Below are 21604 nucleotides of genomic sequence, written 5' to 3'. Positions count from 1 at the left end.
GGCCGTTCCATGTGTTGAATTTGGTTCGTTCGAGGGTTTCGTGACCAATCTTATCGAGATGTCCCACATTTCGAAGGCGTTCGGAGGGAGCAAGGCGCTCCATTCCGTTTCCCTCGATCTCAAGGCGGGCAGCGTCCACGCCCTGATGGGCGAGAACGGCGCCGGCAAATCGACGTTGATGAAGATCCTGGCGGGCGTGCATCAGCCCGATTTCGGCGAGATCTTCATGAACGGGGAAAAGCTCGATCTGAAGTCGCCGCGCGACGCGCTGGATGCCGGCATTTCGACCGTTTTCCAGGAGCACTCGCTGCTGCCCAATCTGTCGATCGCCGAGAACATGTTTCTGGGCCGGGAGCCGACGACACGGTTCGGCTCGATCGACTATCCCGCGATGAAAAGCCAGACCGCCAGGGCTCTTGGCGAACTCGGCCTCACGCTCGACCCGTCGCAACTCGTTTCCAACCTGACGATCGCCGAGCGGCAATTCGTCGAGATCGCGCATTGCATCCAGGCGGACGCCAGCGTGCTCATCCTCGACGAGCCGACGGCGGCGCTCAACGCAGCCGACGTCGATGTGCTCAACCGCAACATCCGCCGGCTGCGCGATAAGGGAAAGGCCGTCGTCTACATCTCGCATCGCATGGAGGAGATCTTCGAGCTGTGCGACACGGTGACGGTGCTGAAGGACGGCGCACTGGTCGGCACCAGGATGGTGTCCGAGATCACCACCGACGAACTCATCGCCATGATGGTCGGACGCGAACTCCAGGACCTTTTTCCCGATCGTACTGATAACAAAGGCGACGAGATACTGCGCGTCGAGAACCTGAGGATCACCGAGATATCGCGGCCGCTGTCGCTGACATTGCACAAGGGCGAGATCGTCGCCCTGGCCGGCCTGGAGGGACAGGGCCAGCAGCGCTTCCTGAGATCGCTGATCGGCCGCTATCATCCCTTCGCCGGGACGATTTCCGTCAACGGCAAAGCGTTGAAAATGCCGCTCCCGGCATCATCAGGCGTTCGCCATTTGCAGCAGCTGAGGGTCGGCTTCGTTCCCGAGGACCGCAAGGAAGAGGGGCTCTTCCTCGCTTTGCCGATCGCCCACAACATCGCCATCGGATTGCATTCGAGGCGATCCGAACTCGCGCCGGCGCGGCCGTATCGAAACGTCATCGCCCGCATGATGGAGGTCATGAACATAAAGGCGGCAGGGCCGTCCGCGCCGGTCGGCTCCCTGTCGGGCGGCAACCAGCAAAAGGTTCTCCTCGGCCGCTACCTGGCCGCCGATCTCGATCTTCTGCTGGTCGAGGAGCCGACCCGCGGCGTCGACATCGGCGCCAAGTCCGAGATCTACCACCTGCTGCGCGACTTTACCGCCAAGGGCGGCGCCGTGCTGGTGCTGTCGCGCGAGACGATCGAGTTGATCGGGCTCTGCGATCGCATCTACGTCGTCCACGACGACACCATCGTTGCCGAAATGCCGGCGGCGCAGGCGACGGAACACAAGATCCTCGACGCGGCCCTGACGGGCGGCTCCGCGCGCCAGCTCTAGGGGGCTGCCATGGTTCGCTCGCTGTTCAACATCCTGAGTGGCCGGAACACGCGGCAAGGCCTGTGGGGCCTGCCACTGCTGGTCGCCTTGTTCATTTCGCTGTGGCTGACCGTCGAGACGACACAATTTGCCACGGCCGAAAACCTCTTCAACCTGGTGGCCCAGGCAATGCCGCTGATCATCGCGGCCATCGGACAGTTGGTGGTCGTGCTCATCGGCGGGCTCGATCTGTCGGTCGGCTCCGTCATCAGCTTCACCACGGCGGTGCTGGCGCTCGATCAGCCGGCTGTCGTGCTGATCCCGGCGGTCTTCGTGCTGGCGGCACTCATCGGGCTGATCAACGGCCTGGCGATCACCCGTTTCAACGTCCATCCGATCATCGCGACGCTGTCGACGCAGTACATCGTGCTCGGCATCACGCGCATCCTGCGTCCTGTGTCCGGCGGTACGGTGCCGGAGATCGTCATCGATGCCGTTTCAGGCAGTTTCCTCGGCGTTCCCTATCCGGTTTTCTGGGGCATCGTCGTGATCCTGGCAGCGTGGAAACTGCTCTATGGATCGCGATACGGGCTGCATCTGTTTGCGATTGGCGGCGGCATTGCTTCGGGCGCTGAAAGTGCTGCCCGCAATTTTGGCGTCTCCGACCGTCGCAACATCATCCTCGCCTATGTGGTCTGTTCCTGTTTCGCGGCCGTTGCCGGTGTCTTCCTGGCCGGGCGCATCGTGTCGGGCGATCCGAATGTCGGGCTGCTTTTCGAACTCGACACCGTCACCGCCGTCGCCCTTGGAGGCACCCAGCTCTCCGGCGGCATAGGCAGCCTGCACGGCACGGTGATCGGCGCGCTGGTCATGGCGCTGCTGGCCAATGGCATGAACCTCGCCAACGTCTCGCCCTTTGTTCAGACAGCGATCAAGGGCGGCATCCTGCTGGCGGTGGTCGGGTTGCAATCCCGCAAGAAAATGGGGCTCTGAGCGATGGCCGCCGTTCTCGCAAATCCGATTGCCCGGCGTCTGCTGCGCATCCCGCCGTCCTATTTTGTCTTCATCGTGCTGCTGGCCACGCTGTGGATCGCGCGGCCGAACATGCTTAATCTCAACATCATGGGCATCTTCGTCAGGCAGATCGTGCCGCTTGGCATCCTGGTGCTGGGGCAGCTCGTCGTCATGCGGGTGAAGTCGATCGACCTCTCTGGCGGCGGCATCATCCTGCTCATCAACTATTTCATCTCGTCGGGCACTTTCCCCGGCGCGTCGATGCCTTTCTACGTCGTTCTGGCGCTCGCCACCGGCCTCGTCATCGGCCTGTTCAACGGCTTCATGATCGGCAGCCGGCGGGTGTCGGCCGTCATCGTCACGCTGGCGGTCAGCATCATCCTGGTCGGGCTGGTGCAATTCCTGTCGAGCGGGAACCCGCCCGGCGATGTGCCGAAGCCGTTCAACGACCTATACAACACGAAATTCCTGTCGGTTCCGACGCCGGTGCTGTTCTGGATCCTGCTGACCGCTTCGGTGTGGCTGCTTCTGTCGCGGACCGTCTTTGGCCGCTACGTCGCTTCGGTCGGGGAGAATGCCGAAGCCGCGCATTTTTCCGGCGTGCCGGTCCAGCGCACGGTCATCCTGGCGCATACGCTCGCCGGCCTGATCGCGGCGATCGCGGCCCTGGTGCAGACCGGTTCGATCGCCGTCGGCAGCGTCCGTATCGGCCTCGACCTGCCGATCCTGGCGGTCGCGGCAACGATCCTCGGCGGCGTCGTCTTCGGTCGTGGCGACGGCGGCGTCTGGGGGCCTTTCTTCGGGGCGCTGTGCTTTGCGCTGCTGTTCGTGGTGATGACGGTGCTCGGCATCGACGAGCCCGGCAAGCTCATCGCGCAGGGCGTCATCATTCTCGGCGCGGCGATCTTCTATGGAGTGCGCGTGCGAAACCCCTGACTTGAGACGGCGAAACGTCGGCGTTCAGACAATTGCAAACAGATGGAGAAACATGGATGTCACCGCCAAAAAACATCATGTGCTACGGCGACTCGCTGACCTGGGGCTGGGTTCCAGTCAAGGAGGGGTCGCCGACCTACCGCTACCCCTATGACCAGCGCTGGACCGGTGTGATGGCGGCGGCGCTGGGGGCGGGCTACCACATCATCGAGGAAGGCCTGAGCGCGCGCACGACCTGTCTCGACGACCCCAACGATCCGCGCCTGAACGGCGCCAATTACCTGCCCTCGGCCATCGCCAGCCATCTGCCGCTCGACCTGGTCATCGTCATGCTCGGCACCAACGACACCAAGTCTTATTTCCGCCGGACGCCCTATGAGATCGCCAATGGAGTGGCGAAACTGGTCGGGCAGATCCTGACCAGCGCCGGGGGCATCGGCACGCCTTATCCGGCGCCGAAGGCGCTGGTCATTGCGCCGCCGCCGCTGACCCCGATGCCCGATCCGTGGTTCGAGGGCATGTTCGGCGGCGGGCACGAAAAATCCAAGGACCTGGCCAGGCAATACAAGGCGATGGCGGATTTTATGAAGATCGATTTCCTCAATGCCGGCGATTACCTCACCACGGACGGTGTCGACGGAATTCATTTCACCGCCGCAAACAACGCCGATCTGGGGCGCGCCGTCGCCGACAAGGTCAAGTCGATCCTTGAACCGGGCAAGGTCAGCACTGCCGCCTGAAGCTGCCAGGCCGTCGGCCTGCGGCACACAGGCCCATGGCGCAGGTGTATCGCTCGTTCCTCCGGCGATACACATCGATACGGGGCCGTTTGGCCCCGTATCGATGTGGCGCTCGACGCCTGCAGACCTGCGTTGATCTAGGGCCTTGCGCCCCGAGGGACATGATCGGCGGACGCTTTGGTTTGGCGGTCGAAAACGACCGCCAGGCCGTTCTTCACGGCAAGCGCGGCGACCATGTCGTCGAGTTCGCGATCGGGAATGGCGGGTTTGAGGACCTGCCGGATGGCCCGATAGGCCTGCTCGGTCGACACATAGTCGTAGTGCTTTTTGCGCGCTTCCACATATTGCTCGATGAGAATGCCCAATCGGCGGGCGGCGATGTCATCTGGTTGCTGCAAGGGAGCCTCCTCAGGGTCGATCGTTTGCAGACCCCCGAGATGTAAAAACCCACGCCGCGAAAGTTAAGGCCTGCTGTCGGTTTGAAGCCCAAAAAATCTATTGCCTTCGTTCAACGAACTGCGCCGCAGAGTGACATCGTGTCCGAACTGGCACATCGCAGCCGCAAGGCGCGGGTCAACTAACCCGTCCGAATCCCGAACAAAGCGTGTATTCACAACAGTTCCGACAGAACGGCCATGAAGTGGTCGTTCTCCGCAGCCGAGCCGATGCTGGCGCGCACATAGGTGTCAAAACCCTGCTGCTTCCACGGCTTGACGATGACGCCTTGCCGCAGCAGGCCTTCAACGAAGGCGGAAGCATCTTGCCGGCAGTTGAAGAACAGGAAGTTGCCCCTGGAGGCGGCGACGTCGAGGCCCTTGCTTGCCAGGAAAGTCTCGACGCGTTTTCTCTCCGCCCTGGCCAGCGCGACGACCCTGGCGAGGTGTTCGTCGTCGGCCAGCGCCGCGAGTGCGGCGGCTTGGGCCATGCCGTTGGCGTTGAAAGGCGTGCGGACGCGGTCGAGCAGCGCGCGCAGCTCCGGGTCACCGACGATGCCGAAGCCGATCCGCAATCCGGCCAGGCCGAAAGCCTTGGAAAAAGTTCGCAGCACGATCCAGGGCTGGTCCAGCTTTCCGAGATAGGGCAGGGATGACGTATAGTCGTCGCCCTCGGCATACTCGGCATAGGCTTCGTCGATGACGATCAGCGTCTCGTCGCCGACCACGTCCAGAACCCTCGACAGATCGCCGCCGGAGAGCCAGCTGCCGACCGGGTTCATCGGATTCGAGAACAGCAGCATGCGTGGCCGTTCGCGCACCGCCTCGACCAGCGCATCGACATTGATGGTGAGATCGTCGTTGACGACAACGCGTTTGACGGTCGCCCCCATCAGCGTGGCATAGTCCTCATGCAGCGGGAACGACGGATAGAGGGTGACGACGGCGTCGCCCGGCCGCAGTACGGCACGGCTGATGACGGAGAGAAGGTCTTCGGAACCGTTGCCCAGGATAATTTGGTCCTCGGCGACAGTATATTTGTCGCCGACCGCCTGGCGCAGCTTGCGCCCGGCGGGGTCGGGATAGAGGCGGAACATCTCGGAGCCGGCATGCATCGTCGTGACGAGGGTCGGGCTGGGCCCGAGCGGATTTTCGTTCGAGCCTAGTTTGGCGATCCTGGCCGGTGCGTATCGCTCCATAACCTCGTCAATGGTGAGCCCGGAATTGTAGGGCGACAAACGGTTGACTTCGGTGCGGACCATATCCGAGGCTTTCGACACGGGTGGGCTCCTTTGCGGCGGATTTCGTCATCAGTACCGCAGCTGAAATTGTTTGTATATGCTTGTATATGTAATCTGCGATCTGATAGCGTTGATACCGGCGCCGAGGCCGACACCGATCAGGAGGATCACATGCGCAACGCTTCTCTCTTCGATCTCTCCGGCAGGAGGGCGCTTGTCACCGGTGCAAGCCGGGGTATCGGGCGCAGCATCGCCGAGGCGCTGAGTGCTGCCGGCGCCGACGTCGCGGTCACGGCGCGCAGCCTGGCCTCGCTGGAGGCCACCACGGCAGCCATCCGCGCCGCCGGCGGAGTGGCGCACGCCATCGCTCTCGACGTCACCGATGTCGGCCGCTGCCGGGCAGCAACCGCAAAGGCCGCCAGCCTGCTTGGCGGTCTCGACATTCTCGTCAACAATGCCGGGATGGAGGAGGTGCGGCCCTCGCTCGATGTCGACGAGGCGCTGTGGGACAGGATCGTCGACACGAATCTCAAGGGAGCGTTCTTCTGCGCCCAGGCCGCCGCGCGGCAGATGCGCGACGCCGGCCGTCCTGGTGCCATCATCAATCTGTGCTCGCTGACATCCGAAGTCGGAATTCCCACCGCGGTGCCGTATGGCTCGTCGAAGTCGGGCCTGCTCGGCATGACCCGCGCCCTTGCGGCGGAGTGGGCGGAGCTTGGCATAAGGGTCAACGCCATCGCGCCGGGCTATTTCAGGACGGCGATGACCGACGTTTTTTACAGCAACGAGGCATGGCAGCACTCCATGCTGGCCAAGATCCCGCAGCGGCGTTTCGGTGATCTCCACGACTTGCACGGCATCGCCGTGTTCCTCGCTTCGGATGCGGCTGCCTACATAACCGGCCAGTCCATTCCGGTCGATGGCGGCTTTCTCGCCTCGATCTGATGAGGCAAGTTTGTCTCCGCAGTTTCGACGGGAAGGATGATGGAAAAATTGCTGGCGACCATCATACATACATGTATATACTTTTGCCTGAGTGAAGCCTCTCTACGGCTTTGATCCTTGCCCCGGTCGGCTTGTCGACCCGCAGAACTATGGCCATCCACGGGCCAACCGTCATTGCGTTCCAAGAGTTCCAGGAGACGAGCAATCATGTCCGACATCAGCTTCCACGATCTGTCATCCATCGATGCCGACCAGCGCGCCAGTCTGCTGAAGCGCGCCGAGGCCGATCTGACGGTCTTCGTTGAGAAGGTCCGGCCGATCATCCAGGCCGTCAAGGACGAAGGCGACGCCGCCTTGATCCGCTTCGCCAGGGAACTCGACAAGGCCAATGTCGCCGACGGCGAACTTCAGGTGTCGGAAGCCGAGTTCGATGCGGCGTTCGACAAGGTGGAAAAGGACGTCGTCGAGAGCATCCAGTTCGGCATCGACAACATCAGGCGCTTCCACGAGGAGCAGAAGCCGGAGACGATGTGGCTCAAGGAAGTCCGGCCGGGCGCCTATGCCGGGGACAGGTACACGCCGATCGCATCCGTTGCGCTCTACGTGCCGCGCGGCAAGGGCGCCTTTCCGTCGGTGACGATGATGACATCGGTGCCGGCGGTGATTGCCGGCGTGCCGCAGATCGCCATCGTGACGCCGCCGACATCGGATGGGTCGGTGGACGCGGCAACGCTCGTCGCCGCGCGTCTCGCCGGCGTGGGCACGGTCTACAAATGCGGCGGCGCCCAGGCAGTTGCCGCCGTCGCTTACGGCACCGAGACGGTGAGGCCCGCGCTCAAGATCGTCGGTCCCGGCAGCCCGTGGGTGGTGGCGGCCAAGAGCGTGCTGTCGTCGGTCATCAACACAGGTCTTCCGGCCGGCCCGTCGGAAGCGATCATCTTTGCCGATGACAGCGTCGACGGCGGGCTTGCCGCGCTCGACCTGCTGATCGAAGCCGAGCACGGGCCGGATTCCTCGGCCTATCTGGTGACGCACAGCCGCAAGGTTGCAGAAGCAGCACTCGCTGCACTTCCCGAGCATTGGTCGCGGATGACCGAGCAGCGTGTCGAGTTTTCGCGCGCGGTGCTGACCGGCAAGCGCGGCGGCATCGTGCTGACGGCGTCGCTGGAAGACAGCTACCGCTTCATCAACGACTATGCGCCCGAACATCTCGAGATCCTGTCGACGGAGCCGTTCGCCCATCTCGGGCGCATTACCGAGGCCGCCGAAATCCTGATGGGTCCGCACACGCCGGTGACGCTGGCCAACTTCGTGCTGGGACCCAATGCAGTGCTGCCGACCAGCCGCTGGGCGCGGACCTACGGCCCGCTTTCGGTGACGGATTTCGTCAAGCGCTCGTCGGTCGGCTATGTCACCTCGGCGGCCTATCCGGAACTCGCTCTGCATGCCCGCAGGCTTGCCCGCTATGAGGGCTTCAGTTCGCACGAGAACGCGGTCTCGGAAATCCGCGACCGCTATCTCGCCGGCTGAGCGGAAACGATCGCGATGAAGGCCGCTCGACTTTATGGACCCGGCGACCTGCGCGTCGAGGATATCGCCGCGCCGGGCGTGCCGGATGCGGGCTGGGTGAAGCTGAGGGTCGATGCCGCCGGCATCTGTGGTTCGGATCTGCACAATTTCCGCACGGGCCAATGGATAAGCCGGTCGCCTTCGACGGCCGGTCATGAGCTGACCGGTACGGTGATCGCCATCGGCGCAGGCGTTGATAGCGTCGCGGTCGGTGACAGGGTGGTTGCCGATTCCCGGTTCTGGTGCGGAGACTGCGCGCAATGTCATGCCGGCAGGCGGCATCTCTGTGCGTCGCTGGGCTTTGTGGGGGAGATCTGCGACGGTGGGTTTGCCGAACAGACGGTGCTGCCCGCACGGCTCTTGCATATCATCGATGCCGGGCTCGACGAGCGGGTCGCGGCGATGGCCGAGCCGCTGGCGGTGGCGTTGCATGCGGTGCGGCGGCTGCCGAAAACGGCAGGCTCGGTGCTGGTCGTCGGCTGCGGGCCCATCGGCGGTCTTGCCGCGCTGCTGCTGTCGCGGACCTTCGCCGGCATCGTGCTCGTCGCCGACCGCAACCAGAGCCGCTGCGCCCGGGTGGCGCGGGTGACGGGTGCCACGATGGTCGATCTGAACCGGGATGCCGTTGCCGCCGCAACCGCCAATGCCCCGCTGCTCGCGGCCATTGAGGCGACCGGCAGCGTCGCGGCGCTCAACCAGTTGCTTGGCGTTCTCGATCCCGGCGGCACGATCGCCATGGTGGGCATCTTTCACGGCCGCCTCGACATTGATCCCAATACGCTGGTCGAACGCGAAATCGGGTTGCTGGGATGCCACGCCTTTGCCGATGAGCTGCCCGAGGCCGTGCGGATGCTAGGTGAGCTCAGCGAACCGCTGTTGGCGCTGATCGACCAGGAGATCGGCCTGGATGACATTCCGGCTGCCTATGAGCGGCTGTTGGCGGGACACAGCGACGGCTTGAAAACAATCATCCGCATGCGGCAACCTGTCGAGCAGTCGTGATTTCCGATGAATCGCCGGAAAGGACTTTGGAAATGATCACTTTGCCTGACACGGCCAGCCCTCTCTACGAGAAGGTGAAGGACTACATCCTGGCCAACATCGGAACGGGCCGGTGGGGCAAGGATCGCAAGCTGCCGTCCGAGAATGAGTTGGTGGCTTCACTCGGCGTGTCGCGGATGACGGTTCACCGGGCTCTCAGAGAGTTGACCTCGGCGGGATTCCTGATCCGTCTGCAAGGTGTGGGAACTTTCATCGCGCCACCGCGGCCGCAATCGACGCTGATCGAGATCAACAACATCGCAGCCGAGATCGTCGAGCGCGGCAACAGGCATCGATCCGAAGTCCTCGTCCTCGAAACCATCATGCCGACAAAGGAGCTGGCGCTGTCGTTCGAGTTCGCAAAGCGCGTCTCGATCTATCATTCCGTCGTCGTCAATTTCGAGAACGATTTGCCGGTGCAACTCGAAGAGCGCTTCGTCAATCCGAGCCTCATCCCCGACTATGACAAGCAGGATTTTTCGAAGACGGCGACCTATGACTACCTCATGCAGAAAACCCCGGTGACCGAGGTCGAGCATATCATTTCCGCCATCCCGGCGGATGCCGAAACGGCGCGGCATCTGGGCATCGATGTCGGCGCCTGCTGCCTTTTCCTGCACCGCCGGACATGGACGGGCGCGGTGGTGGCCACCATCAGCAAGCTGACTTATGCCGGCAGCCGCTACTCGCTCGGCAGCCGCTATTCCCCTTCAAAAAGCAACTGACGGAAGCGGGTCGAATGCAAGCCGGAGCGGCCCCGCTGCCAATGTATATACATGTATCGATGAAAACGGTTTCGCCCTCGGCGAACGAACTGGCTGGAAGGAGCGACAGATGACGCCGGCACCGAGCCGCACGGCGCGGATCCGGGCACTCGCGCAGCATGATGTTGCCGAAGCACAAAGCGCGCTGGCGGCATTGCTGGGCGACCTGTTCGCGATGCGCCCCCGCAATGTCCGCATCAACTTCGACAAGTACAGCCTCAATTCGTTGAACGGCTTCTTCGAGGACGACGGCAAGGCCTACTTCTTCAAGTTCCATCAGGAGGAGCGGGAAGAGGCGATGACGGGCGAGTATTACCGCGCCGAGATTCTGTCGCGCGCCGGCCTGCCGGTCGACCAGCCCGTGCATATGTCGGCCCAGCCAGGCGAGCAGATCCTTGTCTATCGCCGTCGCACGGATCCGAGATTTTCGGATGTGCTGTTCGCGCTGGATGCGCAGGACGATGCCTGCAAGCGGCGAGAAGCCGTTCTTGCCGAGCACGACCTGTCGGCCAGGCTGCTCAAGGTCTATCTCGAGACGCTGCATCCCGTCACTGTCGAGGACGTGGCGGCGGAGCCGATCCACAGGCTGTTTCATGAGCGGCTGATCGATGCCGAGACACGCTTGTCACCAGGCGGAAGGCTGGCCGATTTCTATATCGGCAAGCCGTTCGTCTTTCCCGGTGCCGAGTTGGATTGGGATCGGTTTTCCCGGCTGAAATTCGTCATCAACGGCCAGCAGTACACCGACAGCATCGGTGAGCTTTTCGATGCCGCGGCTGTGCGCTTACGGCCGGACCGGCTTGCCGATGCCGGCGGCGTGGTCGCGCATGGCGACGCCCACAACGCCAATGTCTGGTACACGGCGAAGGCGGGGAGGGCGGAGCTGTCCTTCTTCGATCCCGCCTTTGCCGGCTCGCACATCCCGACACTGCTGGCGGAGGTGAAGGCGACGTTCCACAATATCTTCGCCCACCCGTTCTGGCTCTATGATCCGGCGACCGCGACAGAGGCTTTTCGCGCCCAGGCGCGGCTGGACGGAAACCTGCTCCATGTCGACACGGACTGGGACCTGAGCCTCGTCCGCCGCGACCTGCTGGAGGTCAAGGCGACAGCGCTGTGGCGGCCATTGCTGCTGGAGCTCAAACGGCGCGGCATGCTGCCGGCCGATTGGCGCGCGGTGCTGCGGGCCGGTCTTTTCCTGTCGCCGACGCTGGTTATGAACCTGCGCGCCGGCGCGCGCAGCCACACGCCGGTCTCTTCCCTCATTGCCTTTTCAGTCGCGGTCATGGTCGGCAGCGAACCCGTTGCCGGAGCCGATCGGGTGACAGGTTTCCTCGACCGGATCGATCCGGCCAAGGTGGAAAATTGAGTCTTTCCAACTTGTATATGCATGTATGTATTTTAGCCTTGACATCCGCTCCCGCTGACGCTGAAATATCCTCGCACTTCACCATGAAGTGGCAGGTAAGACGCCGAGGCACAGTGCCGCAAGAGCAGAAACCCGCAGTCTCACCAGACCGGCTACCTCAGTTAGAAAAAGCGGTCTGATCATCAAGGGGAACAAAGATGATGCGTAACCTAACAGGACAATTTCGCGCGCTTGTGATGGCCGCCGCCATCGGGCTCGCCGCCGCCCCGGCAGCCTACGCGGCCGATGCGGCCATTCCCACCACGCCCGAGGCAGGAGCGTTCAAGATCGGCATCGAGCCCTGGCTCGGCTATGGCCAGTGGCATGTCGCCGAGGCCAAAGGTCTGTTCAAGACAAACGGGCTGAGCGACGTCCAGATCGTCAACTTCGCCGAGGACAAGGACATCAATGCAGCACTTGCAAGCGGCCAGCTCGACGCCGCCAACATCGCCACCCACACGGCTATGGGCATGGTTGCGGCCGGCCTGCCGGTGAAGATCGTGCTGCTGCTCGACGTCTCCATGACCGCCGACGCCATCATCGCCGGCAAGGACGTCACCTCCATCGCGGACCTCAAGGGCAAGCAGGTGGCCTTCGAGGAAGGCACGACGAGCGACATCCTGCTCAAATACGCGCTCGCCAGGAACGGCATGTCGATCGACGATGTGAAGCCGGTCCCGATGCCGGCGTCCGATGCCGGCAGCGCCTTGATCGCCGGCCAGGTGCCGGTCGCGGTGACTTATGAACCGTACCTCACCGTCGCCATGGCGCAGAACAAGGACCTCAAGCTGCTGTTCACCGCCGGCGAGGATCCCGGCCTGATCAGCGACGTGCTGGTGGTGCGTGACGAGGTGATCAAGTCGCGGCCCGGCCAGGTGCTGGCCATGATCAAGAGCTGGGACGCAGCGCTCAAGGACTACAATGCTGATACGCCCGGTGGGCGCGCCATCATCGCCAAGGCTGTCGGTTCGGACGTCAAGGACCTCAACACCGCCTTTGACGGCGTGCGCTACTATTCGCTCGCCGAAAACAAGACGGCGCTGACAGGCGACTTCACCACCAAGACCTTCGCCGATGTCGAGGCCGCCGCCAAGAACGCCAAGCTGCTGCAGGCCGACGTGACGCCGGAGCAGATGATCGACCCGTCCTTCGTCAAGGCGGCGGAATGACCAAGGCTGGATCGCGGTGGTGACACAGATGCCCGGGGAGCGACCGGCGCCAGGACTCGCGAAACAGGCGAGGCGCCGCCGGTCCTCCGGGATCGGCGTGCCCATCGCCAGGTCGCGCTTTCTGATCATCGCGGTGGCCGTGTTCGTCGGGCTGGGCCTTGCCTGGTGGGCGGCGACCGGACTGGGGTTGGTAAAGCCGATCTTCCTGCCTTCGCCGGGCAGCGTCGCGGCGCAGATCGCCAAGCTCGCTGCCGACGGCACGTTGTGGCTGGACCTCAAAGCCTCGATGTACCGTATCTCCATCGGCTTCCTCATCGCCTCGGCCCTGTCGATACCGATCGGCGTGCTGATCGGCAGTTTCCGTTCCTGGGAAGCGGCCATCGAGCCGCTGGTGGATTTCATCCGCTACATGCCGGTCGTCGCTTTCGTGCCGCTCTCCATCCTTTGGGCCGGCACCGGCGATTCGCAGAAATTCCTGATCATCTTCATCGGCACCTTCTTCCAGCAGGTGCTGATGATCATGGACAATGTGAAACGGGTTCCAGCCGATTTCATCGGCCTTGGGCGCACGCTCGGCCTGCCGGATCGCAAGATCCTGACGCGCATCGTCGTGCCCAGTGCCTTGCCGGGTATCTGGGATACGCTGCGCATCAGCCTGGGCTGGGCATGGACCTGGCTGGTGCTGGCCGAACTTGTCGCCGCGACTTCGGGGCTCGGCTATCGCATCACCGTGTCGCAGCGCTATTTCCAGACCAACACCATCATCGGCTACATCCTGCTGCTTGGCCTGCTCGGCCTCATCACCGACCAGGTGATGAAGGCGCTGGAAAAGGTGCTGTTCAAGCAAGAGGGCCGCTCGCAATGAGGTCCAGCCGATGAGCCCCCCCAAATTGCGGATCGCCGGTCTGCACAAGAGCTTCGGCACCGGCGAGCGGCGTACGGAAGTGCTGCGCGATATCAACCTCGATCTTGCCGACAACGAGTTTGTGTCCCTGGTCGGTACGTCGGGCTGCGGCAAGAGCACGCTGCTGTCGATCGTTGCCGGACTGCAGGACTTCGACGCGGGCGATCTCGGCATCGACGGCGCGCCGATCCTGCAGCCGGGTCTCGACCGTGGCGTCGTCTTCCAGTCCTACACGCTGCTTCCCTGGCTGACGGCGCGGCAGAACATCGAGTTTGCCCTCAAGGCCGCCGGCTACGATCGCCCGACCTGCCGCAGGATCGCGCTGGAGCATCTCGAACTCGTCAAGCTGTCCGACAGCGCCGACCGCTACCCGGCCGAACTCTCGGGCGGCATGAAACAGCGCGTCGCCATTGCGCGCGCGCTTTCCTACCGGCCCAAGATGCTGTTGATGGACGAGCCCTTCGGCGCGCTCGATGCCTTGACCCGGCATCAGATGCAGGAACTGCTCACCCAGATCTGGGAGGAACACAGGTTGACCGTCCTGTTTGTCACCCATGATGTGGAGGAGGCCGTCTATCTGTCGGACCGCATCGTCGTCATGGGCATCGCCCCGGGACGCATCACGCAGACCTTCAATGTCGATATCGAGCGCCCGCGCCGCGAAGAGGTGATGGAAAGCCCTGCATTCATGGATCTGCAGCGCGGCGTGCACAAGGCCATCCGCGAGGGTTCAAAACGCCCCGAAATGGCGTAGGCGCTTGTGGTAGGCCCAATCACGTCGCTTTGCCGACCGCCGCGTCCAGTTCCAGCTCGCCTTCGGAAATATCATCGAACGAGGCGTAGTTCATGTTGTAGAGGCGGGCGTAGAGGCCTTTTCGGCCCATCAATTGGTCGTGGTTGCCGCTTTCGACAATCTCGCCGTTCTGCAGCACGATGATGCGGTCGGCGCCGCGGATGGTAGCAAGACGGTGGGCGATGACCAGCCCGGTGCGGCATTCCAGCAGCGTGATCAACGCCTTCTGGATCAGCATCTCGGTGTAGGAATCGATGCTGGCCGTGGCTTCGTCGAGCACCAGGATCTTGGCGTCGGCCACCAATGCGCGCGCAAAACTGATCAGCTGGCGCTGGCCGAGCGAGAGATTGCCGCCGCGCTGCTCAAGTTCAGTATCGTAGCCATCTGGCAGGTTCTCGATGAAATCGTGCGCACCGACGGCCTGCGCGGCGCGAACAACCTCCTCACGGCTGGCTGATGTCTTGTGGTAGCGGATGTTTTCCAGCACCGAGCCGGAGAACAGGAACGGCTCCTGCAGCACCATCGCCACCTGATCGCCGAGCGAATCCTGGGTCAGGTCACGCACATCATGGCCGCCGACCAGAACCTCGCCCGACCAGACATCATAGAAGCGGTGCACCAGCGCCATAGAGCTGGACTTGCCCGATCCGGTAGGGCCGACAAGGGCCACGGTCTCGCCCGGATTGACGCGAAAGGAGATGTTCTTCAGCACCGGCTGGTTCGGCCGATAGCCGAAGGTGACGTTCCTGAACTCGACCGAACCGTCCATGTCGCGCGACAGCGCCACGGCACCGTGCCTGTCGCTGACGTCGACCGGCACGTCGAGCACTTCGGAGATGCGCTGGCCCGAAGCCATGGCGCGCTGCATGACGCTGTATTGCATGGTCAGCGAGCGGATCGGGTCGAAGAAGCGCTGGATGTAGAACAGGAATGCCACCATGACGCCGATGTCGAGGCTGTGCGACAGCACCATCGAACCGCCGACGACGATGACGGTCGCCATGGCGATGCCGGTCAGCGTGTCCACGATGGGCACCATCACCTGCGCGTATTTCGCCGAGGTCAGATGGGCATTGAGATTGGCCAGCACCTTCTCGTCGTAGAGGTCGAAATTGACGTGCTGGCGCTCCAGGCTCTGCACGGTGCGCACGCCGTGGATGCCTTCCGCCAGCGCGCCATTGGCGATCGAGTTGGTTTCGTGCGCGGCCATGAAGGCGACCTTGGCGCGCGGCAGCCAGAACAGGCGTACGATGAACAGCACCGGCATGGTCGACAGCGTCAGCAGGCCGAGCCGGAAATCCAGCCACAAAAGCACGCTGACGATGCCGAATAACAGCACGATGTCGCCCACCGACATGACCGAAGTTTCGAGGAATTCCTGCATCGAATTGACGTCGCCCTGCAGACGCGACATCAGCCGCCCGACCTCGGTCTTGTCCATGAAGCTCAGCGAGACCCGTTGCAGATGGCTGAACATGGCGCGGCGCAGGTCGGAGAGCACGTTCTCGGCCACTTTGCCGACGACGCTTTCCTGCACATAGGAGGCGGCATAGTTGATGAGGATGATCGCCGAGAAAGCGCCGATCGCAGCGATCATCACCGATTGGTCGAGCTTGCCTGCCGTCATGCCGTGGTCGATGGCGTAGCGGATGACCAGCGGGATCGCCAATTGCGTCAGCGTGAACACCAGCACTGCGGCGACCGAGATGAAGATCCGGCTCCGATACGGGTTCACGAAGCTCCAGATGCGCCTGACGATGCGCGGGTCGTAGGCTTTGCCGAAAACCTCTTCGTCGTCGCGGTGCGAGCCGACGACCGCCTTCGTCGGCCGGCCGCTGGTGTCTTCCTTGTCGTCGTCGCTCTGTGTCGACATCACGCGGCTCCCGCCACGACAGGCCGGTCATCGTCTGGCCGCAGCTGCAAATCGTACAGCGCGCGGTAGCGGCCACCGAGGGCCAGCAATTCCTCGTGCGTGCCGCGCTCGACGATCCTGCCGCCTTCGACGAACAGGATCTGGTCGGCATGCATCAGCGAGCTCAGCCGGTGCGAGATGATGAGCGTCACGCGATCCTTGGCGAAGCGCTTCATCGCCGCCCGGATGCGCTGCTCGGTGCCGGCGTCGATGGCCGCGGTCGAATCGTCGAAGACCAGCACCGATGGCCGCAGCATCAGGCTCCGCGCAATGGTCAGGCGCTGCCGCTGGCCGCCGGAAAGCGACGCGCCGCGCTCGCCGACAACCGTGGTGTAACCGGCCGGCAGGCCCATGATGTAATTGTGCAGCTGGGCGTACTCGGCGGCCTGCCCGATGTGGGTCTCGCGCGCCCAGGGATTGCCATAGGCGATGTTGTTCTCGATCGAGGTGGTGAACAGGAACGCGTCCTGCTGCACGACGCCGACGGCCTTGCGCAGCGATTGCAGCGTCACCTCGCGGATGTCCTGGCCGTCGATGGTGATCGCACCTGACGTGACGTCGTAGAAGCGCGGGATCAGATGCGCGATGGTCGACTTGCCGCTGCCCGGTGGGCCGACAATGCCGATGGTCTCGCCGGACCTGGCCTCGAAGGAGATGCCCGACAGCGTCGGGCGGTCGCCCGCGCTCTCATAGCGAAAGCCGACATTGTCGAAGCGCAGCACGCTATCGGTGATGACGAGGTCCGTGGCGCCGGGCGCGTCCTCGATATCGAGTTCGGCGTCGAGCAGTTCGAACAGCCGGGTGCCGCAGGTCGAGGCGCGGGCGAAGGAATTGACCATCAGCCCGAGCTGGCGCACCGGCATCTGCAGGATGGTCATGAAGGTGAGGAACTGCGCCAGCGTGCCGACGCTGATCTGGCCTGCGATCACCTTCTGGCCGCCGAACCACAGGACCAGCCCCATGGCGGCCAGGAACGAGAAGTTCATGACGCTGGTGTTGGCGACGCGGATGTCGACGCGCTCATTGGCGAGGTCCAGTGCATCGCGCTTGGCGCGATCAAATTTTTCCAGCTCATGCCGCTGCGCTGCGAAAGCGCGCACGACACGGATACCGCCGAGGTTCTCATCCATCACCCGGCTCAGCACCGAGAGGCGCTCCTGCAACGTCAGCCAGGTGCTGCGCAGTTTGAGCTGGGTGACCGAGGACCGCCAGGCGACGAACGGCACGAAGCTCAGGCTGAGCAACCCGAGCACGGGATCGGTGCTGATCAGGAGATAGGCGCCGACGCCGATCAGCACGCCGAGCAGCACCACGCGCAAAATGCCGGTGGAAAAGAACATGCGCACGCCGTCGAGATCGAGCAGGCCGAGCGTGATGAGATCGCCGGTGTGGACCCTGTCGTGGTAGGCGAAGCTCAGCCGCTGGATCTTCTCATAGAAGGCCAGGCGCAGTTCATAGCCGGTGCGGTGACCGACGGCCTCGCCATAGTAGTTCTGTGCCATGGTGAAGAGGCCGCGCAGGATCGAGACGACGAGCAGCGTCAGCGCCGTATTCCACAGCGCCTGTTCCGCAGCAGTACCGGCCCCGGCCGCCATGACGCCCTGCGCCTGGTCGATGGCGCGTCCCAGCAGGCGGGGGATGAAAAGCTGCAGCGTCGCGGCGATGAAGGTCGAGACGATGGTGATGGCGACCTGCCAGGGATGGCGCAGTGTCATGCGCACGATGCGGAGCAAGGTGCTGAGGCCCTTGCCCCAGGAGGCTTCCGCCACATGGGCAAACGATTTGCCGCGCTCCGGCGCGCCGCCGATTGCTTGCGTGTTCAAGGGAAATATCCAAACCAATCCGGAGGTTAGCCCGGACTAATAAAGCAGACTCAATCCAGATGGCGCGATGTTACGCGTGTCCGACTTGACCCTTCAAGGGCCAATTCCGGTATCGCACTGTGCCTGAACGGAAAGCGAGCATGCGACTGCGATCCGGTTTCACCGGCGGCGGGATCCTGCGGATCTTGCTGAAGGGCGTTGGCCGGACGTGGCTAGCACCCGGCGATACGCAAGCGACGGCCGGACAGCATGCAAGCCGCCTGTCCGGCCGGAACTCGAACTGCTACGCCGGTATCAGGACGGCGATACGATGCACGCCGACCTCCTTGCTTGTATTCGTCGCCTCGTCGGTCTTGCCCTTGGAGCAGGTGTACATGTCACCAGTCTTGAGCTTGAATTCGTTGTCTGCCTTCTTGATGGTGAACGCGCCTGAAGTGATCGTGCAGACCATGTCATTGTCCATCATCATCGCGGGAGCGTGCGCTCCGGGCTGAAACACGACATCGACGATTGAGATGCTCTTGTAGGCAGGAATATCGGAGTTTCCTGTGCCGACCTCAACCACCCTGACGCCGGGCGCAATCTCCTTGCCATCCTTCGGGCCGTATTTCTTGGCCTTCGCGGACGCCGTCAGGGCAAAAAAAGGCGTCACCGCGGCGGCCGTCACACCGAGGGCAATTGCAGACCTGCGATTCATGGTGTTCATCGCGTCCTCCCATTGGTTGGTCACGCACGAAGGTGCATGGCCATGGTATATTAGCACAAACTCATGTCCTTGTATGCGAAATGGCGCAAAAGCAGGACACGAGGCCGTGCGAAGGACCGGAACATCATGGCGAGCTAGGTTCGGACAGGGCAATCCGACATATCGGCAGACATGGCGATTGCCTTTCAGTCCGTCGCGTAGACGGTGGGCGCCTTGCCGTCCTTGGTGAAGGCGTAGACGATGAACGGGCCGGCCTTCTCGCCACCCATGCCGGGAGCGCCGGTCGGCATGCCGGCCAGCGTGATCCCGGTGATGGCGGGCCGCTCCGTCAGCAGTTTCTTGACGATATCGACCGGCACCAGGCCATCGACGACATAGCCGTCGACCATCAGTGTGTGGCAGCCTTCGAGGTCGGCTGGCACGCCGGCATCACTGCTGATCTGGGACAGGTTGTTGACGGGCTTGATGTCGACCTTGAAGCCGTTGTGTTCCAGATAGTTGGCATAGGATTCGCAGCAGCTGCATTGCGGGTTCTTGTACATCACCGCGTTGATCGTCGCCGCAACAGCCGGCAGCGGCATGGCGATCGCGACGGCGAAGGCGGCGAGGGAGTAAGTCGGTTTCATTGCAGTTCTCCTTGTTGTCTTGACGTTGCTTGACGAGAAAATCAGGTCACTCGAAACACGGTCATGAGGCCGGCCATCTGGTGGTCGGCGACATGGCCGTGCAGCATCCAGTCGCCGGGATTGTCGGCGACGAAGGCGCATTCGATCGTATCCTTGGGGGCCAGCAGCACTGTGTCCTGCCATTGCCGGTGCGGCACCGGCGAACCGTTGCGCGCAAGCACCAGCATGCTGAAGCCGTGGATGTGCATCGGGTGCCACCAGGCGGTTTCGTTGCGCATGGTGAGATGACAGGTTGCGCCGCGCGGCAAGGTGAACTGCGGCGCCATGCCGGCGTGGCCGTCACCGGTCATCGACATGCCGTTGATCGCCCAGGCCGCGCCACCATTCATGCCGGGTGTCGCCATGCCCATCATGCCGCCGACGCCGGCAAGCTTGCCGCCACCCATCATGCCGCCTTGCAGGACGGTCTCCTGATGTTCGGCCTTGGCAAGGTCGGGTTCAGGCAAGGGATTGCGCGGCAGGCCAGGTGGCGCGTCGAGAGGATGGGCTCGCAGCGGCGATGCGCTGTCATAGGCAAGCGTGGTCAGCGTATAGGCGAGACCGTCATAAAAGTCGTCGATCACCGCGTAACGCTTGCCTGGGTCGCCCTGCATGTCGATCATGACATCGATGCGCATGGCAGGTGCAAGAACAAGACGGCCGTCATCCGGTTCGTGCGGATCACAGGGCTGGCCGTCGATCGCCACGACGACCGGGCGGTGACCTTCAAAGCGCAGCGCCATGATGCGGGCGAGCGAGGCATTGGCGAGCCGCAGCCTGACTCGCTCCCCCGCCTTCACGCTCTGGTCGACCGGAACCGTGCCGTTGATGGTGGCGACGTTGCCGACGCGGCCCGACATCGCCGCTTCCATCGCGTTGCCGAAGCCGGGAGCCATCTGCCCGTCTTTGGCAAGCCGCCAGTCCTGCAGCAACCACAGGAGGTCGCGGTCGACGGCAACAGGTTCGGTCTCCTCGACAACGAGGACGCCGGCCAGCCCGCGGCCGAGCTGCACCAGGCTGTTGGCATGCGGATGGTACCAGAAGGTGCCGGCGTCGGGCGGCGTGAATTCATAGACGAAATCTGTCCCCGGCTTGATCGACGGCTGCGTCAGGCCGGGCACTCCGTCCATGGCGTTTTGCAGCCGGATGCCATGCCAATGGACTGTCGTGTCCTCGCTTAATCCGTTCTCGACGACGATACGGGCGGGCTGGCCCTGGCGTAAGCGCAGCATCGGGCCTGGGACCGTCCCATCATAGGTCCAGACAGGCGTAAGCGGACCGCTAGCGCCGGTGAACATGGCCTGGCCCGGCGCGATCCTGATGCGGCGCTCGTCGACGGCGGATGCTCTTGGTGCTGCGGGGTGCACGAGGGTGGCCGCGGCAACGCCCGCCGCCGCAAGGACGAACCTGCGGCGTGAAATGAAATGATTGGCATAGATACTCACTCTCAAGCCCTTGCGATCTCAATCGACGGCGAGCCTCTCGACGTCGAATTGCTGTGTGCCTGCCGGCGCAAAGCCAGCGGCGATCAAACGCCGGAAATCAGCCGCTGGATGGCTGAAACGGCGTCAGACGAGATCGGTGGATTTGGGAGGGAATGGGTCGGGTACGGAACTTCGCCCATGAAGGAACGGGGTCGGCAGTGCCGACGGCAGCGATGCCCGGGTCAAAGTCATCGCCGCGAACTCGAGCGGCAACACCGCGAGCACCGGTGCGATGCAGGTCGGCGGACAATGCATCGGTTTGCCGCTGTCGGCGGTGCCCTTGAGGCACGCGCTGCAATCGCCATTCATGGCTGTGTCGGCCATCTTTGCCATGCCGGTGCCGGCAGGCATGGTCATGCCGCTGCCAGTCGTCATCATCATCTTCGCCGACATGACGCTCGCCTGAGCGGCAGACAGGCTGAACCCGGCGGTCAGGAATACCGCGAGCAGCATGACAAGAATATGTTTTGGCGACCGGCGTGCCATCATCCGTCTAGGCTGGCCTCAAAAGATGGCATTTGCAAG

Annotated in this window: 20 protein-coding genes; 12 read left to right on the top strand and 8 right to left on the bottom strand. The window is 63.2% G+C overall.

The window, feature by feature from the left end:
* Window positions 1-40: 40 nt before the first annotated feature.
* Genes NKH52_RS19680 through NKH52_RS19665 form a run of 4 tightly spaced genes read left to right on the top strand, consistent with a single transcriptional unit; the run spans window position 41 to window position 4221 of the window.
* Window positions 41-1552: a sugar ABC transporter ATP-binding protein gene (locus NKH52_RS19680; RefSeq protein WP_127294777.1), complete on the top strand. Its 1512-nt coding sequence runs from the start codon at window positions 41-43 to the stop codon at window positions 1550-1552.
* Window positions 1553-1561: 9 nt separating this feature from the next.
* Window positions 1562-2524: an ABC transporter permease gene (locus NKH52_RS19675; protein WP_128303928.1), complete on the top strand. Its 963-nt coding sequence runs from the start codon at window positions 1562-1564 to the stop codon at window positions 2522-2524.
* A 3-nt stretch (window positions 2525-2527) separates the two neighbouring features.
* Window positions 2528-3481, top strand: coding sequence for an ABC transporter permease (locus NKH52_RS19670; protein WP_352732799.1), 954 nt, complete (start codon window positions 2528-2530; stop codon window positions 3479-3481).
* 56 nt (window positions 3482-3537) lie between these two features.
* Window positions 3538-4221, top strand: a complete 684-nt coding sequence (locus NKH52_RS19665; protein WP_352732797.1) for an SGNH/GDSL hydrolase family protein — start codon at window positions 3538-3540, stop codon at window positions 4219-4221.
* A gap of 137 nt (window positions 4222-4358) precedes the next feature.
* Here the strand turns inward: NKH52_RS19665 and NKH52_RS19660 are convergent, their stop codons facing one another.
* Window positions 4359-4619: a hypothetical protein gene (locus NKH52_RS19660; protein WP_352732794.1), complete on the bottom strand. Its 261-nt coding sequence runs from the start codon at window positions 4617-4619 to the stop codon at window positions 4359-4361.
* Window positions 4620-4831: 212 nt separating this feature from the next.
* Window positions 4832-5935, bottom strand: coding sequence for a histidinol-phosphate transaminase (locus tag NKH52_RS19655; RefSeq protein WP_352732791.1), 1104 nt, complete (start codon window positions 5933-5935; stop codon window positions 4832-4834).
* A gap of 132 nt (window positions 5936-6067) precedes the next feature.
* Here NKH52_RS19655 and NKH52_RS19650 point away from each other — a divergent pair, with 132 nt between their 5' ends.
* From NKH52_RS19650 to NKH52_RS19615, 8 genes are all read left to right on the top strand, one after another.
* On the top strand, window positions 6068-6841 hold the full coding sequence (locus tag NKH52_RS19650; RefSeq protein ID WP_352732788.1) for an SDR family NAD(P)-dependent oxidoreductase: 774 nt from the start codon (window positions 6068-6070) through the stop codon (window positions 6839-6841).
* Window positions 6842-7048: 207 nt separating this feature from the next.
* Window positions 7049-8371, top strand: coding sequence for a histidinol dehydrogenase (gene hisD, locus NKH52_RS19645; protein ID WP_352732786.1), 1323 nt, complete (start codon window positions 7049-7051; stop codon window positions 8369-8371).
* A gap of 15 nt (window positions 8372-8386) precedes the next feature.
* Complete coding sequence (locus NKH52_RS19640; RefSeq protein ID WP_352732784.1) at window positions 8387-9412, top strand: zinc-dependent alcohol dehydrogenase; 1026 nt, start codon at window positions 8387-8389, stop codon at window positions 9410-9412.
* A 32-nt stretch (window positions 9413-9444) separates the two neighbouring features.
* Window positions 9445-10176: a histidine utilization transcriptional repressor HutC gene (hutC, locus tag NKH52_RS19635; RefSeq protein ID WP_352732782.1), complete on the top strand. Its 732-nt coding sequence runs from the start codon at window positions 9445-9447 to the stop codon at window positions 10174-10176.
* A gap of 109 nt (window positions 10177-10285) precedes the next feature.
* The gene (locus NKH52_RS19630) at window positions 10286-11584 is read left to right on the top strand and encodes a hypothetical protein (protein ID WP_352732779.1); all 1299 of its coding nucleotides are present in this window, start codon (window positions 10286-10288) and stop codon (window positions 11582-11584) included.
* A 200-nt stretch (window positions 11585-11784) separates the two neighbouring features.
* Complete coding sequence (locus NKH52_RS19625) at window positions 11785-12792, top strand: ABC transporter substrate-binding protein (protein ID WP_031212560.1); 1008 nt, start codon at window positions 11785-11787, stop codon at window positions 12790-12792.
* Window positions 12793-12820: 28 nt separating this feature from the next.
* Window positions 12821-13657 carry an ABC transporter permease gene (locus NKH52_RS19620; RefSeq protein WP_502908064.1) on the top strand — a complete coding sequence of 279 codons (837 nt, stop codon included), beginning with the start codon at window positions 12821-12823 and terminating at the stop codon, window positions 13655-13657.
* Window positions 13658-13667: 10 nt separating this feature from the next.
* Window positions 13668-14450, top strand: coding sequence for an ABC transporter ATP-binding protein (locus tag NKH52_RS19615; protein ID WP_352732777.1), 783 nt, complete (start codon window positions 13668-13670; stop codon window positions 14448-14450).
* Window positions 14451-14469: 19 nt separating this feature from the next.
* Here the strand turns inward: NKH52_RS19615 and NKH52_RS19610 are convergent, their stop codons facing one another.
* The 6 genes from NKH52_RS19610 to NKH52_RS19585 form a co-directional block, all read right to left on the bottom strand.
* Complete coding sequence (locus NKH52_RS19610) at window positions 14470-16362, bottom strand: ABC transporter ATP-binding protein (RefSeq protein ID WP_352732774.1); 1893 nt, start codon at window positions 16360-16362, stop codon at window positions 14470-14472.
* Window positions 16362-18224: an ABC transporter ATP-binding protein gene (locus tag NKH52_RS19605; protein WP_352732771.1), complete on the bottom strand. Its 1863-nt coding sequence runs from the start codon at window positions 18222-18224 to the stop codon at window positions 16362-16364. Before NKH52_RS19605 ends, NKH52_RS19610 begins: the two co-directional genes overlap by 1 nt.
* 283 nt (window positions 18225-18507) lie before the next feature.
* Window positions 18508-18954 carry a hypothetical protein gene (locus tag NKH52_RS19600; RefSeq protein ID WP_352732769.1) on the bottom strand — a complete coding sequence of 149 codons (447 nt, stop codon included), beginning with the start codon at window positions 18952-18954 and terminating at the stop codon, window positions 18508-18510.
* A gap of 161 nt (window positions 18955-19115) precedes the next feature.
* Window positions 19116-19556 carry a DUF411 domain-containing protein gene (locus tag NKH52_RS19595; RefSeq protein WP_352732767.1) on the bottom strand — a complete coding sequence of 147 codons (441 nt, stop codon included), beginning with the start codon at window positions 19554-19556 and terminating at the stop codon, window positions 19116-19118.
* 41 nt (window positions 19557-19597) lie between these two features.
* Window positions 19598-21040, bottom strand: a complete 1443-nt coding sequence (locus tag NKH52_RS19590) for a multicopper oxidase family protein (RefSeq protein ID WP_352732764.1) — start codon at window positions 21038-21040, stop codon at window positions 19598-19600.
* Window positions 21041-21163: 123 nt separating this feature from the next.
* Window positions 21164-21532: a hypothetical protein gene (locus tag NKH52_RS19585; protein WP_245490423.1), complete on the bottom strand. Its 369-nt coding sequence runs from the start codon at window positions 21530-21532 to the stop codon at window positions 21164-21166.
* Window positions 21533-21604 lie beyond the last annotated feature (72 nt).

It is taken from the genome of Mesorhizobium sp. M1066 (genome assembly GCF_040318635.1).
GTDB lineage: Bacteria > Pseudomonadota > Alphaproteobacteria > Rhizobiales > Rhizobiaceae > Mesorhizobium.
The sequence above is the reverse complement of the archived record's forward strand: the minus strand, read 5'-3'. Positions and strand labels throughout refer to the sequence as shown.

What these genes read in the sequence shown, in the direction of transcription:
- NKH52_RS19585 (WP_245490423.1), bottom strand. Translation starts at nt 21,532, where the DNA reads ATGCTGCTCGCGGTATTCCTGACCGCCGGGTTCAGCCTGTCTGCCGCT.
- NKH52_RS19625 (WP_031212560.1), top strand. Translation starts at nt 11,785, where the DNA reads ATGCGTAACCTAACAGGACAATTTCGCGCGCTTGTGATGGCCGCCGCC.
- NKH52_RS19675 (WP_128303928.1), top strand. Translation starts at nt 1,562, where the DNA reads ATGGTTCGCTCGCTGTTCAACATCCTGAGTGGCCGGAACACGCGGCAA.
- NKH52_RS19595 (WP_352732767.1), bottom strand. Translation starts at nt 19,556, where the DNA reads ATGAAACCGACTTACTCCCTCGCCGCCTTCGCCGTCGCGATCGCCATG.
- hisD (WP_352732786.1), top strand. Translation starts at nt 7,049, where the DNA reads ATGTCCGACATCAGCTTCCACGATCTGTCATCCATCGATGCCGACCAG.
- NKH52_RS19665 (WP_352732797.1), top strand. Translation starts at nt 3,538, where the DNA reads ATGTCACCGCCAAAAAACATCATGTGCTACGGCGACTCGCTGACCTGG.
- NKH52_RS19640 (WP_352732784.1), top strand. Translation starts at nt 8,387, where the DNA reads ATGAAGGCCGCTCGACTTTATGGACCCGGCGACCTGCGCGTCGAGGAT.
- NKH52_RS19610 (WP_352732774.1), bottom strand. Translation starts at nt 16,362, where the DNA reads ATGTCGACACAGAGCGACGACGACAAGGAAGACACCAGCGGCCGGCCG.
- NKH52_RS19615 (WP_352732777.1), top strand. Translation starts at nt 13,668, where the DNA reads ATGAGCCCCCCCAAATTGCGGATCGCCGGTCTGCACAAGAGCTTCGGC.
- NKH52_RS19630 (WP_352732779.1), top strand. Translation starts at nt 10,286, where the DNA reads ATGACGCCGGCACCGAGCCGCACGGCGCGGATCCGGGCACTCGCGCAG.
- NKH52_RS19620 (WP_502908064.1), top strand. Translation starts at nt 12,821, where the DNA reads ATGCCCGGGGAGCGACCGGCGCCAGGACTCGCGAAACAGGCGAGGCGC.
- NKH52_RS19650 (WP_352732788.1), top strand. Translation starts at nt 6,068, where the DNA reads ATGCGCAACGCTTCTCTCTTCGATCTCTCCGGCAGGAGGGCGCTTGTC.
- hutC (WP_352732782.1), top strand. Translation starts at nt 9,445, where the DNA reads ATGATCACTTTGCCTGACACGGCCAGCCCTCTCTACGAGAAGGTGAAG.
- NKH52_RS19670 (WP_352732799.1), top strand. Translation starts at nt 2,528, where the DNA reads ATGGCCGCCGTTCTCGCAAATCCGATTGCCCGGCGTCTGCTGCGCATC.